General features: G+C 56.6%; 11 protein-coding genes. 9 read left to right on the top strand and 2 right to left on the bottom strand.

Features of this window, described 5'->3' with window-relative positions; translation table 11 throughout:
* Nucleotides 1-98: 98 nt before the first annotated feature.
* Nucleotides 99-944: an NADPH-dependent 7-cyano-7-deazaguanine reductase QueF gene (gene queF / locus MC50_RS03125; RefSeq protein WP_032690940.1), complete on the bottom strand. Its 846-nt coding sequence runs from the start codon at nt 942-944 to the stop codon at nt 99-101.
* Nucleotides 945-1,012: 68 nt separating this feature from the next.
* Here queF and syd point away from each other — a divergent pair, with 68 nt between their 5' ends.
* The 8 genes from syd to MC50_RS03085 all read left to right on the top strand — a co-directional run bounded on the left by syd (nt 1,013) and on the right by MC50_RS03085 (nt 9,698).
* The gene (syd, locus tag MC50_RS03120; RefSeq protein WP_032696751.1) at nt 1,013-1,558 is read left to right on the top strand and encodes a SecY-interacting protein; all 546 of its coding nucleotides are present in this window, start codon (nt 1,013-1,015) and stop codon (nt 1,556-1,558) included.
* Between the two features lie 803 nt (nt 1,559-2,361).
* Nucleotides 2,362-2,691 (top strand): YqcC family protein, encoded by a 330-nt coding sequence (locus MC50_RS03115; protein ID WP_032690942.1) that lies wholly within the window; start codon nt 2,362-2,364, stop codon nt 2,689-2,691.
* A complete protein-coding gene (gene truC, locus MC50_RS03110; protein WP_032690943.1) occupies nt 2,691-3,485 on the top strand; it encodes a tRNA pseudouridine(65) synthase TruC in 795 nt (264 codons plus the stop codon). The genes MC50_RS03115 and truC overlap by 1 nt, the downstream gene beginning before the upstream one ends.
* Before the next feature lie 2 nt (nt 3,486-3,487).
* The gene (locus tag MC50_RS03105) at nt 3,488-3,931 is read left to right on the top strand and encodes a flavodoxin (protein WP_032690944.1); all 444 of its coding nucleotides are present in this window, start codon (nt 3,488-3,490) and stop codon (nt 3,929-3,931) included.
* A gap of 490 nt (nt 3,932-4,421) precedes the next feature.
* A complete protein-coding gene (gene gudP, locus MC50_RS03100; RefSeq protein WP_032690945.1) occupies nt 4,422-5,774 on the top strand; it encodes a galactarate/glucarate/glycerate transporter GudP in 1,353 nt (450 codons plus the stop codon).
* A 2-nt stretch (nt 5,775-5,776) separates the two neighbouring features.
* A complete protein-coding gene (locus tag MC50_RS03095) occupies nt 5,777-7,132 on the top strand; it encodes an enolase C-terminal domain-like protein (protein WP_032696875.1) in 1,356 nt (451 codons plus the stop codon).
* A 15-nt stretch (nt 7,133-7,147) separates the two neighbouring features.
* The gene (gene gudD, locus MC50_RS03090) at nt 7,148-8,488 is read left to right on the top strand and encodes a glucarate dehydratase (protein WP_032696753.1); all 1,341 of its coding nucleotides are present in this window, start codon (nt 7,148-7,150) and stop codon (nt 8,486-8,488) included.
* Between the two features lie 70 nt (nt 8,489-8,558).
* Complete coding sequence (locus MC50_RS03085) at nt 8,559-9,698, top strand: glycerate kinase (protein ID WP_032690947.1); 1,140 nt, start codon at nt 8,559-8,561, stop codon at nt 9,696-9,698.
* 89 nt (nt 9,699-9,787) lie between these two features.
* Here the strand turns inward: MC50_RS03085 and barA are convergent, their stop codons facing one another.
* Nucleotides 9,788-12,541, bottom strand: a complete 2,754-nt coding sequence (gene barA, locus MC50_RS03080) for a two-component sensor histidine kinase BarA (RefSeq protein ID WP_032696754.1) — start codon at nt 12,539-12,541, stop codon at nt 9,788-9,790.
* A gap of 167 nt (nt 12,542-12,708) precedes the next feature.
* Between barA and rlmD the strand changes: the two genes are divergently transcribed.
* Nucleotides 12,709-14,013 carry a 23S rRNA (uracil(1939)-C(5))-methyltransferase RlmD gene (gene rlmD / locus MC50_RS03075; protein WP_047663425.1) on the top strand — a complete coding sequence of 435 codons (1,305 nt, stop codon included), beginning with the start codon at nt 12,709-12,711 and terminating at the stop codon, nt 14,011-14,013.
* Nucleotides 14,014-14,091: the final 78 nt, after the last annotated feature.

Genomic DNA, 14,091 nt, shown 5'->3' with positions numbered 1-14,091 from the left:
AGGACGATTATCGTCTTCCTGTGATTACAATAGCCTTGCTGATGGCGTTTTCACAACCTTGCGCGCGGGTTAACGCACGCAAATTGTGAAAATGTTGACTATTGACGAGCGAGGCGACCGATGGCCGGAACAAAATCGGTGTTGCTGCGCCACGGGTTGATATCCAGACCGCCGCGTCGCGTGTAGCGCGCATAAACGGAAAGGGCTTCCGGCTGGCAGAAACGCAGAATATCGTTGAAGATGCGCTCTACGCACTGCTCGTGGAATTCGTTGTGGTGGCGGAACGACACCAGGTAGCGCAGCAGCTTTTCGCGATCGATTTTGGCGCCGCGATACTGAATTTGCACCGAACCCCAGTCCGGCTGATGGGTGATCAGGCAGTTGGACTTCAGCAGATGGCTGACCAGCGTCTCCTCGACGACTTTGCCGCTTGCGGCATCCTGCAGATAGTCGGCGCTGAACTGGTAGTTATCGATTTCAATATCCTGATCGTCGATGCAGGCGCCGTGCAGATGTGCTACCGGCTGGCCTTCGAGTTCATCAAGACGATACAACGACACTTTAACTTCCCCCTCCGCACAGGCGCTGAGATCGCGCGCCAGCGTCGCCTCGACCTCCTGCCAGTCGGCGAAGCGGGTCTGGTTAAAGCTATTGAGATAGAGCTTAAAACTCTTCGACTCTACCAGGTTCACGGTTGTGTCATTGAGTTCAACATGGCCTACGGCGACCTGCGGTAGCCCTTTAGCGTTGAGCCAGGAGAGTTCGTACAGCGTCCAGATATCACCGCCGTGAAAAGGCAGATTGTCCGCGTGCAGGCCCAGCGGATCGCGGTTCAGGCTGCGCGGTACGCCCTGTAGCAGCGAGGCATCGTAAGTATCGCGGTAATCGGTTGATTTACCGAGCGTCAGGCCGGCAAGCGCCTGATGATTATCGTAAGAAGACATGTTTCACCATAGTAAAGCGGGTACACTATACGCCAAGTGTATCCTGTCTGACGTGAAGAGAGAAACCGGTGGACTATCAAACCGCAGAAGCGCTGCAAGCCTTCACCCAACGTTATTGCGCTGCCTGGCAGCAGCAGCGCGGCAGCCTGCCGCGTAGCGAAGAGCTTTATGGCGTGCCGTCACCCTGTATCAGCGCGACGGACGACGACGCCGTTTTCTGGCAGCCGCAGCCCTTTAGCGCAGAACAAAATATCAGCGCGGTTGAACGGGCACTGGATATTGTGATACAACAGCCGATTCATAGTTATTATACCACTCAGTTCGCCGGCGATATGGCCGCGCGCTTTGCTGGTGAGACGATGCTGCTGCTGCAAACCTGGAGTCCGGATGACTTCCGGCGCGTGCAGGAGAATTTAATCGGTCACCTGGTGGTGCAAAAACGGCTGAAGCTGTCGCCAACGCTTTTTATCGCCACGCTTGAGAGCGAGCTGGAGGTCATTTCGGTGTGCAACCTGAGCGGCGAAGTGCTCAAAGAGACGCTCGGCACGCGTAAACGGACAATCCTTTCGCCTTCTCTGGCAAGCTTCCTTGAGCAGCTTGATCCGGTGCTGTAATCCATTTTTCCCACCCGTTTGTGAGAGATCTCTTACAAGACCTGTAAGAGATCGTCATCATTTAAGCCAATTTTTCGCGGCTTTATTTCTTGTAAGTCAATATAATTCAGTGGGTTATTCTTCTTTTTGCCTGTTTGACCAGGGATTAACCTTAAGAGATTCTCTTAAGAAGGCTTGTAAGACGAAGCGGAATCAGTGATCCTATGTATGTCGACAGGGAGTCGCGAAATGAAGTGAACATCAGGATGATGACTCTTCATGCAGGACCCGCCGGGAAGGCGTTGCAAGGACAGGCTTCAGGATGAAGCGCAGGATAACGCAGGAACGCGTAAAGGACACCTCCAGGATGGAGAACGTGAGCCGCTCATGATGAACGGTGGATCAGGAAGATCGGGACAGACTTAAGGATAAGTGATTTCACATCGGGGTGGTGTGGAAGCAGGATGCACAAGTTTACGGATGAACATGGTCAGGAGACCTCAGGAAAAGTTTTCATGGACGAGCAGGGAGCACCAATGTAGCTGGATTGCTGCGAAACGAACCGGGAGCACTGTTTATACAGTGCTCCCTTTTTTTATGCCTCTTTTTATCGCATTACCTTTGGCTGGGGCATTTGAACGAAGGCCAAATCGCCTGGGTCGTGCTTCAGGCCAGGCTGGGCAATGTGTCTGACCCATACCACTCTGGCGCATGGCTGCACACCCATGGTCATGACTGGAGGGGAGACGGCGCCATGATTTTGAGTAGTTTTCGCTGCTGTATTTGCTATCCTGCGTCCGGTTTACAACTCATCGAGGTTTCCCATGACTCTTCACCATAGCGTGCGCGAGCGTTTGCACGCCCTTGAAGCGCTGCTGCGCGAAACGGACCACTGGCAAGACAATGCGCCGGAAAGTCGCGCGTTTGCCAGCCAACAGCCTTTCTGTATGGACACGCTTGAACCGCTGGAGTGGCTGCAGTGGGTCCTGATTCCTCGTATGCATCACTTACTCGATAGCGAGCAGCCCTTGCCGCAGAATTTCGCCGTCGCGCCCTATTATGAAATGGCTCTCGATGCCGCACATCCGCTGCGCGAGCGGGTGCTGGCGGAACTGCTGCTGCTGGATACGCTGTTTGCCGGTGATGACGCCTGATGCTGGAGATTATCTATCAGGATGAATGGCTGGTGGCGGTGAACAAACCCTCCGGCTGGCTGGTTCATCGCAGCTGGCTGGACCGCGATGAAAAAGTGGTGGTGATGCAAACCGTACGCGACCAGATTGGTCAGCACGTGTTTACCGCCCATCGCCTTGACCGCCCGACATCGGGTGTCCTGCTGATGGGGCTGTCGAGCGAAGCGGGAAGGCGCCTGTCTCAGCAGTTTGAACAGCATCAGATGCAAAAGCGCTACCACGCGGTGGTGCGCGGTTGGCTGACCGACGAAGCGGTACTGGATTATCCGCTGGTCGAAGAGCTGGATAAGATCGCTGATAAATTTGCCCGCGACGATAAAGAGCCCCAGCCGGCGGTCACGCACTATCGCGGAATGGCGACAGTCGAAATGCCGGTGGCGACCGGACGTTATCCGACAACGCGCTACAGCCTGGTTGAGCTGGAGCCCAAAACCGGACGTAAACACCAGCTGCGCCGCCATCTTTCGCATTTACGTCACCCGATTATCGGCGACAGTAAACATGGCGATCTGCGACAAAACCGTAGCGCCGCAGAGCATTTTTCCGTTGACCGTTTGATGCTTCACGCCAGCCAGCTATCGTTAACGCATCCCTTTACCGGCGAGCCGTTGGCTATCCGTGCGGGCCTGGACGACGTCTGGATGCGGGCGCTGTCGCAGTTTGGCTGGCGCGGTCTTCTGCCGCTAAATGAAAGGGTTGAGTTTGCTGACGACAGCGGTCAGGATGAAGAGATTGAGGTCAATTCAGGGAGATAATCATGGCAGATATCGGTATTTTTGTAGGCACGATGTATGGAAACGCGCTGCTGGTAGCCGAAGAGGCTGAAGCCATTCTGAGCGGTCTGGGGCATAAAGCAAAGGTGTTCGAAGACCCGGAGATTCAGGACTGGGAGCCGTATAGCGGCAAATATGTGCTGGTAGTCACCTCCACCACCGGTCAGGGCGATCTGCCGGACAGCATCGTCCCGCTGTATGAAGGGATGAAAGACATGTATCAGCCGCACCTGCGCTACGGGATTATCGCTCTTGGCGATAGCACCTACGCGAATTTTTGCGGCGGCGGTAAGACGTTCGATGCCTTGCTGCAGGAGCAGGGCGCCAGACGTATCGGCGACATGCTTATGATCGATGCCAGCGAAGACCCTGAACCCGAGAGCGTGTCGAACCCATGGGTTGAACAGTGGGCGACTCTGCTCGAATAAACAAATACATTAGCTAAAAGTTGCGCCCTCTCCCTACATAGAGGGCGTCACTTCCTGATGCCAGTGCCAGATAAACGGTCGATAAAATGTTAACCATTTTACCTGTCCCGGGCATCGGGCATTTGCACGACAACCTGTTCACGCGGGCGGTTTTTTCCGGGAGTTTCCACCGGGTCAAGTGAAGCATTTCACACTCCTGCTGTTTGTCCCGCCATTTCCGCTGTTCCTCGCGCCAGCTTTTCATTTCCGTGAACTACCCCCCATCCAGTCAGGCATAAGCCATAAATCTATTTCTAAATCTCCGCTAAAGCTGTGTGTATGCACGGTGAGCCGGTCAGGTCCTCTTTTTATACTTTCCCTGCCAGTTAAAAAGGCAGCACGCCAGATATAACGAAAACAATGAAAAACTCAAACGCGTCATTCTGACTACCCTACAGGTTGTGCCATTCAGAATGAACGTAGCTAACGGCTATGATTCAGGAGTGCAACAATGAGTACATTAAGTCAGGCGGCGAGCGGCGCGGAAAAACGCACCAATGCCCGCTACTGGATTGTGGTGATGCTGTTTATCGTCACATCTTTCAACTACGGTGACCGCGCAACGCTATCGATAGCCGGTTCGGAAATGGCCAAAGATATTGGCCTGGACGCGGTGGGCATGGGCTACGTTTTTTCCGCGTTCTCATGGGCCTACGTTATTGGTCAGATCCCCGGCGGATGGTTGCTTGACCGTTTCGGTTCAAAACGGGTCTATTTTTGGTCTATCTTCATCTGGTCGATGTTTACCCTGTTACAGGGCTTCGTCGATATCTTTAGCGGCTTCGGTATTATTATCGCGCTGTTTACCCTGCGATTTCTGGTCGGGCTGGCGGAAGCGCCTTCGTTTCCTGGCAACAGTCGCATCGTAGCGGCCTGGTTCCCGGCGCAGGAAAGGGGAACCGCGGTGGCGATATTCAACTCCGCGCAATACTTTGCCACCGTTATCTTCGCGCCCATCATGGGCTGGTTAACCCATGAAGTGGGCTGGTCGCACGTCTTCTTCTTTATGGGTGGGCTGGGGATTATCATCAGTTTTGTATGGCTTAAAGTCATTCATGAACCTAATCAACATCCCGGCGTGAACAAGAAAGAGCTGGAGTACATTGCCGAAGGCGGCGCGCTGATCAACATGGATCAGAAGAAAAGCGTGCAGAAGGTGCCGTTCAGTGAAAAATGGGGCCAGATTAAACAGCTGATCGGTTCGCGCATGATGGTCGGGATCTACATTGGTCAGTACTGCATCAACGCGTTGACCTACTTCTTTATCACCTGGTTCCCGGTCTATCTGGTGCAGGCGCGCGGCATGTCGATTCTGAAAGCCGGGTTTGTCGCCTCGGTGCCGGCAATCTGCGGTTTTGCCGGCGGAGTACTGGGTGGGATTATCTCCGACTGGCTAATGCGCCGTACCGGCTCGCTCAATATTGCCCGTAAAACCCCGATTGTGGCAGGCATGCTGATGTCGATGGTTATGGTGTTCTGTAACTACGTTAACGTCGAGTGGATGATTATCGGCTTCATGGCGCTGGCCTTCTTCGGCAAAGGGATTGGCGCGCTGGGCTGGGCGGTGATGGCCGATACCGCGCCGAAAGAGATCAGCGGCCTGTCGGGCGGCTTGTTCAATATGTTCGGCAATATCTCCGGCATCGTCACGCCGATTGCGATTGGTTACATCGTCGGGACCACGGGCTCATTCAACGGCGCGCTGATTTACGTCGGGGTGCATGCGCTGGTAGCGGTACTGAGCTATCTGGTGCTGGTGGGCGATATCAAACGCATTGAACTGAAACCTGTTACGGAGCGTTAATGATGAGTACTCAATCCACACCCGTTATCACCGATATGAAAGTTATCCCGGTGGCCGGCCACGACAGCATGCTGTTGAACATCGGCGGGGCGCATAGTGCCTGGTTTACCCGCAATATCGTGGTTCTGACCGACAGCGCGGGCAATACCGGTATCGGCGAGGCGCCCGGCGGAGAGGTGATTTATCAGACGCTGGTCGATGCCATTCCGCAGGTTCTGGGGCAGGAGATTGCGCGCCTGAATAAGGTGGTTCAACAGGTTCACAAAGGTAATCAGGCGGCGGATTTCGACACCTTTGGTAAAGGCGCCTGGACTTTTGAATTACGGGTCAACGCGGTGGCGGCGCTGGAGGCCGCGCTGCTGGATCTGCTAGGCAAAGCGCTCAATGTCCCGGTTTGCGAACTGCTGGGGCCGGGTAAACAGCGTGATGCGGTTACCGTGCTGGGCTATCTCTTCTATATCGGCGATCGCCAAAAAACCGACCTGCCGTACCTGGAGAGCACTCCAGGCAATCATGAGTGGTATCGCCTGCGCCATCAGGAAGCGCTGAACAGTGACGCCGTGGTCCGCCTCGCCGAAGCTGCGCAGGATCGCTACGGCTTTAAAGACTTCAAACTTAAGGGCGGCGTATTGCCGGGCGAGCAGGAAATTGACACCGCTCGCGCGCTGAAGAAACGTTTCCCGGACGCGCGAATTACCGTCGATCCGAACGGCGCCTGGCTGCTGGATGAGGCGATTGAACTGTGCAAGGGCCTGCAGGATGTGTTGACCTATGCGGAAGATCCGTGCGGCGCCGAGCAGGGCTTCTCCGGGCGGGAGGTGATGGCGGAATTTCGTCGCGCCACCGGGCTACCGGTCGCCACCAATATGATTGCCACCAACTGGCGGGAAATGGGGCACGCGGTGATGCTCAACGCGGTAGACATTCCATTAGCCGATCCGCACTTCTGGACGCTCTCTGGCGCGGTGCGAGTCGCCCAGCTGTGTGATGACTGGGGGCTGACATGGGGCTGCCACTCGAACAATCACTTCGATATTTCACTGGCGATGTTTACTCACGTCGGCGCCGCCGCGCCGGGCAATCCGACGGCTATCGATACCCACTGGATTTGGCAGGAAGGCGACTGTCGTCTGACCAAAAATCCGCTGCAAATTGAGAACGGCAAGATTGCCGTACCGGATGCGCCTGGCCTGGGTATCGAGCTGGACTGGGAGCAGGTGCAAAAAGCCCATCAAGCCTATAAGGCGCTGCCGGGGGGGGCGCGTAATGACGCGGCGCCGATGCAGTATCTGATCCCCGGCTGGAAATTTGACCGCAAGCGTCCCGTGTTCGGCCGCACCGCTGTCGCCAATCAATAACAAAAGGATTTCATCATGACCACGCAGTTTTCTACCCCCGTCGTCACCGCTATGCAGGTTATTCCGGTTGCCGGCCACGACAGTATGCTGATGAATCTTAGCGGAGCTCATGCCCCGTATTTCACCCGCAATATTGTGATTATCAAAGATAACTCAGGCCATACCGGCGTAGGGGAAATCCCCGGCGGAGAGAAAATCCGCCAGACGCTGGAAGAGGCCGCTGAACTGGTTGTCGGGAAAACGCTCGGCGAATATAAAAACGTCCTTGGGGCAGTACGCAGCCGCTTTGCCGACCGTGACGCCGGCGGCCGCGGTTTGCAAACTTTTGATCTGCGTACCACCATTCACGTTGTCACCGGGATTGAAGCCGCGCTGCTGGATCTGCTGGGACAGCATCTGGGCGTCAACGTCGCCTCTCTGCTGGGCGAGGGCCAACAGCGTAGCGAAGTCGAAATGCTGGGCTACCTGTTCTTCGTGGGTAACCGTCACGCCACGCCGCTGGCCTATCAAAGTCAGGGCGATGAGAAGTGCGACTGGTACCGGCTTCGTCATGAAGAGGCCATGACCCCGGATGCCGTCGTGCGTCTGGCGGAGGCGGCCTACGAAAAATATGGCTTCAACGATTTCAAACTCAAAGGCGGCGTGCTGGCGGGTGAAGAAGAGGCCGAGTCGATTGTGGCGCTGGCTAAACGTTTCCCGCAGGCGCGCGTGACGCTTGACCCGAACGGCGCCTGGCGCCTGGATGAAGCCATCAAAATTGGCAAACAGCTGAAAGGCGTGCTGGCCTATGCGGAAGACCCCTGCGGCGCTGAACAGGGCTTCTCGGGCCGGGAAGTGATGGCGGAGTTCCGCCGTGCCACCGGCCTGCCGACGGCGACCAATATGATTGCCACCGACTGGCGTCAGATGGGACATACTTTGTCTCTGCAATCGGTGGACATTCCGCTGGCGGATCCGCACTTCTGGACCATGCAGGGATCGGTTCGCGTGGCGCAGATGTGCCATGAGTTTGGTTTGACCTGGGGCTCGCACTCCAACAACCATTTCGATATCTCGCTGGCGATGTTCACCCACGTTGCGGCGGCGGCGCCGGGCAACATTACCGCCATCGATACCCACTGGATCTGGCAAGAAGGTAATCAGCGATTGACCCGACAACCTTTTGAGATCAAAGGTGGTATGGTGCAGGTGCCCACCACACCGGGCCTCGGCGTTGAGCTGGATATGGACCGCGTGATGCAGGCAAATGAGCTATACAAAAAGCACGGGCTGGGCGCGCGTGACGATGCGATGGCCATGCAGTATCTGATCCCGAACTGGACGTTTGATAACAAGCGTCCGTGTATGGTGCGCTAAGGAAAATCCGGTTCCTGCGGGAACCGGAATGGTTTTGCTATCGGGTGTTTGTTCATATTAAGGACAGCGGATGAAAATAGTGATTGCACCGGATTCATACAAGGAGAGCCTGAGTGCCCTGGATGTTGCGACGGCGATAGAAGCGGGGTTTCAGGAGATTTATCCTGATGCGGAGTATGTCAAGTTGCCCGTTGCCGATGGCGGCGAAGGGACCGTCGAAGCGATGGTAGCCGCCACTCAGGGGCGTCTGGTGCAGGTTACGGTTACCGGTCCGTTGAACCAACCGGTAGACGCTTTTTACGGCCTTTCCGGCGATGAACGCTGCGCTTTTATTGAAATGGCGGCGGCCAGCGGACTGGAAAGCGTCCCGCCGGCGTGCCGTAACCCATTGTTAACGACCACCTGGGGCACCGGGGAACTGATTCGCCACGCGCTGGATGCCGGCGTACAGCAGATTATTATCGGTATCGGCGGTAGCGCGACGAATGACGGCGGCGCCGGCATGGTACAGGCGCTGGGCGGCAAGTTACTGACGGCGGATAATCAACAGATTGCCTCCGGCGGCGGCGCGCTGGAACAGCTGGCGCGAATCGATCTGAGCGAACTGGATAGCCGGCTGGCCGATTGCCGCATCGATGTGGCCTGCGACGTGACCAATCCGCTAACGGGTCCGGAAGGCGCTACGGCGGTATTTGGGCCGCAAAAAGGGGCGACGGCAGAGATGATTGTCCGTCTCGACCGCGCGCTGGCGCACTATGCGCGCATCATTCAACGCGATTTAGCTGTCGACGTACTTCATCTTGAGGGCGGTGGTGCGGCAGGCGGTATGGGCGCCGCCCTGTATGCTTTCTGTGGCGCGCGACTGCGTCCAGGGATCGAGATTGTGACCGATGCGCTGCATCTGGCGGAGCTGGTGGCGGACGCAGATCTGGTGATTACTGGTGAAGGGCGTATTGACAGCCAGACGATCCATGGCAAGGTGCCGGTGGGAGTGGCAAAGGTTGCGCAGCGCTATAACGTACCGGTTATTGCTATTGCCGGCAGCCTGACCGCTGATGTGGGGATTGTTCACCAGCACGGGCTGGATGCGGTATTCAGCGTGATCTATTCGGTCTGTACTCTGGAGGAGGCGCTGGAGAACGCGGCAGAAAACGTACGCATGACGGCGAGGAATGTTGCCGCGGTGCTGAATATGGGACGCAAGCTGTAAGACGGTTTCCCCGGTCGCGTGATGCCTGCCGGGGCGATACCGTTTACATGGACGCCCGGACAGGCGCCGGGCTATCCGGGGAAGAGGATTTATATGCCCAGCATTTTGCACGCTTCCCGCGTGACATTATCCATTTCATCCAGCAGTTCCAGCAGCTCCGGCTCCAGCTCTTCGGCGGCGGTTCCGCCGCGCAGCTGGCTTTCGAGGGTCTGGCACAGTTTTTTCAGCCGCGGCACTCCGCTATAGCTGCAGCTGCCGTGGAGCTTATGAATCAAATCCAGCAGCCCCTCAGGCTCTTCGCCAACCAGCTGTTCCTCCACTTTATTACGCACTTCTGGCATAAAGGCGATCAGCATTTGCAGCATCTCTCGCGCCAGATCTGGTTTCATGGCGGCCTGGCGTAGCGCCAGCTGCCAGTTGAGGGTCACGTTGTAGTCGATGGGCGGTTCGACAGGTTCCGCTGCCCGCAGCGGCGCGCTATGCTTTCCCGGCTGATAGCGCAGTAGCAGGCTGTGCAGCTTATCCTCTTCGATGGGCTTCGCCAGGTAGTCGTTCATCCCGGCCTTCATCAGCTTCTCTTTTTGCCCGTCAAACGCGTGGGCGGTGACGGCGATCACCGGCGTTTGTTGCTGATGAGGAAGGTGGCGAATCAGCTCGCAGGCGCGAATGCCGTCCATATCCGGCATCTGAATATCCATCAGAATCAGATCCAGCTGCATCTCCTTAGCCTGCTCTACGGCGCGCTGGCCGCTATCACACAGCGTGACGTGCTGGACCAGATCTTCCAGCAGCACGCCGATAAGCTTCAGGTTCGCCGGATTATCATCTACCGCCATCACCGTCATCGGTAGCTTACTGCTGTCAGAATGGGGCAGGACGATCGGTGTCCTGGCGCGGCAGGAGGCGGTGAGCGCCGGGATTAACCGCGTGGCGGTCAGCGGTTTGAGCAGGCAGGCGGCAACGCCGTCTTGCTTCAGGGTTTCGGCATTGATCTGCGCATGGCAGGGGAGCGCCAGCAGTAAGTAGTCGGCCATGGCGCAGGCTTTCGCCAGGTTATCCTTTTGCTGACTCAGGTCACGCATCGATACCGGAAGACCGGCCAGCAGGATGTCGTAGTGGGCTTCCGGCAGCGCGGAAAACGTCGGGCTGTAGACCACCTCCAGCGGCAGGGTCGTCAGCAGCTCCATGGTGCACTGCGCCGCCGCCGCATTGGCCTCGATGTAGGCCAGCGTTTTGCCCGCCAGACCATGGGTTAACGGGCTCTCCTGAACCGCGTTGGGATTGAGGTCGAGGTTGATATGGAACCAGAACGTGGAGCCGCGATTCGGCTGGCTGTGGAATGAGATATCGCCGCCCATCTCTCTTACCAGCCGCTGGGTTATCACCAGCCCGAGCCCGGTGCCGCCGTGGCGGCGGGAAATGCTGGCATCGGCCTGGCGGAATGCCTGGAACAGGCGGGACTGATCGCGCTCGGGGATGCCGATCCCGGTATCGTGGATTTGAATTTCGATTTGTACGCTGGTGTTGCTCAACGCGCGCTGTTCGACCAGAACATCAATATTGCCATGTTCGGTAAACTTGATGGCATTGCCCACCAGGTTGGTGATGATCTGCTGCAGGCGCAGAGGGTCGCCGATAATATTGTCCGGAACATCATTTTTGATGTTCAGCGTTAGCTCCAGCCCCTTATCGTGAGCGGAGTGCGCCAGCAGAGTCATGACCTCATCCAGCGCATTACGCAGCAGGAACGGGATGCTCTCAAGTATCAGTTTACCCGCTTCCAGCTTCGAGAAATCCAGCACGTCGTTAATGATAGCGAGCAGGTTGTTCGCCGAGCGCTCGATCGTGGTGAGGTGGTCGCGCTGAGTGGTATTTAAATCGGTCTTCAGGGTCAGGCGGGTAAAGCCAATGACGCCATTGAGCGGCGTTCGTAGCTCATGAGACATATTGGCGAGGAATTCTGATTTGATGCGGGCCGCTTCCTGGGCGCGCTTCTTCGCCAGATCCAGCTCAACGTTCTGAATCTCCATCTGCTCAAGGGTTTCGCGCAGATCGGAGGTTGCCTGGTCGATATTGTGCTGCATCTCTTCGTGGTAGGCCGCCAGCGACATGGCCATGGAGTTGATGCCGTTTTTCAGCATATCCAGTTCGCCGAGCATAAACCCTTCGACGCGGCTGTCGAGCTGGCCGCGACGAATGCGGTCGACGGTATTCACCATATTGCGGATCGGCCCGGTGACGTCGCGCATCAGGCGCCAGCCGAAGATCAGCGCGATGCCGATACAGAACAGCATCATGACGCTGGAGATGAAAATCTCTTTGTACTGCTGCAGCCGCACCGATTTGAGATCCAGTTCGAGGGCGACATAGCCCAGCATGTTGCCGGGCATTTTGGCATCGGTCATCGGTGATTCATCGGGTGAATAGCTTTCCGAGACGATAGGCGTACGCAAAATCATAACGTCGCCCTTGCGCACCGCGCTCAGCTGGCGAGGAAATTTTTCCCCATTTTCCAGACGCAGCTCGCTGGGATTGAGCTGAAAATTGGAGGTGACGAACAGCCTGTTTTGCGAATCGTAAATGGAAATAGCGCGTACGATATCGGAATGACGGCGATGCAGCACGCTAATCAGCTGGCCGATAGACTCGCGGTTTTGCAGATTCATGCCATATTCACTGGAGACCGCCAGGGGTTCAATAATACTGGCCCCGGCGTCTTCCAGCTGACGCTGCAGGTCGTGATAGCGATGCGCGACGAAGAAAATACTGAGCAACAAACCGATGAGTACGGTTGGCGCCAGGATAAGAATCATCATGCGGGCACGTAGGCTGTAGTTGGTCATGCGGTTCCGTTATGGGAGAATATACTCTTCATCCATCAAGTGCCTCTGCGTTGGCGGTTTCGGCGACGGGCCGATCTTCGCCGCCGGAACGCTTACTGGCTGCCCAGATGCACCTTGAATGGACTCGTGTATAGAGTCAGTTTATTTGATTGAGACAAATCTCTACGATGGCGCAATTCTACTCTGCAAAACGGCGTGTGACGACGCGCCAGATCATAACCGTTACAGTCAATGACCTCGATCCCTTTGGTCAGGGCGTTGCTCGTCACCATGGTAAAGCGCTATTTGTTAATGGCTTATTGCCCCAGGAACAGGCTGAAGTTGTCGTCGTTGAAGACAAAAAACAGTACTCCCGGGCGCAGGTTAAACGCCGTCTTAATGACAGCCCGCAGCGCCAGGCGCCGCGCTGCCCGCATTTCGGTACCTGCGGCGGCTGCCAGCAACAGCATGCCAGCGTTGAGCTCCAGCAGCAAAGTAAACGCGCCGCGCTTGCCCGGCTGATGAAACGGGATGTCGACGACATTATAGCCGCTTCGTCGTGGGGATATCGTCGGCGCGCACGTCTGAGCTTGAATTATCAGCCAAAGACCCAACAATTACAGATGGGCTTTCGTCAGGCGGGCTCCAGCGACATTATCAACGTGGTGCAGTGCCCCATTTTGGCGCCCGCTCTTGAGGCGTTGCTGCCGGCGGTGCGCGAGTGTTTGTCCGGTCTGAAATCGCCGCGTCAGCTCGGGCATGTTGAGCTGGTGCTGGCGGACAATGGCCCGTTGATGGTCCTGCGCCACACGGCAGCGTTACCGGCGGGCGATAGAGAAAAACTGGAACGATTTTCGCAATCTCACGGTCTCGCGCTGTACCTGGCGCCGCAAAGCGAGATACTGGAACATATTAGTGGGGAAGCCCCATGGTATACCTCAGACGGGCTACGCTTAATGTTTAGCCCGCGCGACTTTATCCAGGTGAACGATGGCGTCAATCAGCTGATGGTGCAAACGGCGCTGGCGTGGCTGGATATTCAGCCTCAGGATCGGGTCCTCGATCTGTTCTGCGGCATGGGGAATTTTACTCTGCCGCTGGCTACGCGCGCGGCCAATGTCGTGGGCGTTGAAGGCGTCCCGGCGCTGGTCGAGAAAGGGCGGGAAAATGCCGCGCTCAATCAGTTGCACAACGTGACATTCTTTCATGAAAATCTGGAAGAAGATGTGACCCGCCAGGCCTGGGCGCAGCATGGTTTTGATAAAATATTACTCGACCCGGCGCGAGCCGGAGCGCCGGGCGTTATGTCACACATTATAAAACTTGCCCCGCGTCGCGTCGTCTATGTCTCCTGTAATCCGGCGACCCTGGCGCGCGATAGCGACCTGCTGCTACAGGCGGGGTATCAGATTCAACGCCTGGCGATGCTGGACATGTTCCCGCATACCGGACATCTGGAATCAATGGTGTTGTTTGAGCACAGAGATACATAGAATCGTTCGGATCAGGCCGAGGCAGCCAACCCCCCGGCGTACTGAAGGATGAAGTGTCAACGTTGAGGCTTGCCGACT

Source organism: Klebsiella planticola, from assembly GCF_000783935.2.
GTDB classification, from domain to species: Bacteria; Pseudomonadota; Gammaproteobacteria; order Enterobacterales; family Enterobacteriaceae; genus Klebsiella; species Klebsiella planticola.
The sequence above is the reverse complement of the archived record's forward strand: the minus strand, read 5'-3'. Positions and strand labels throughout refer to the sequence as shown.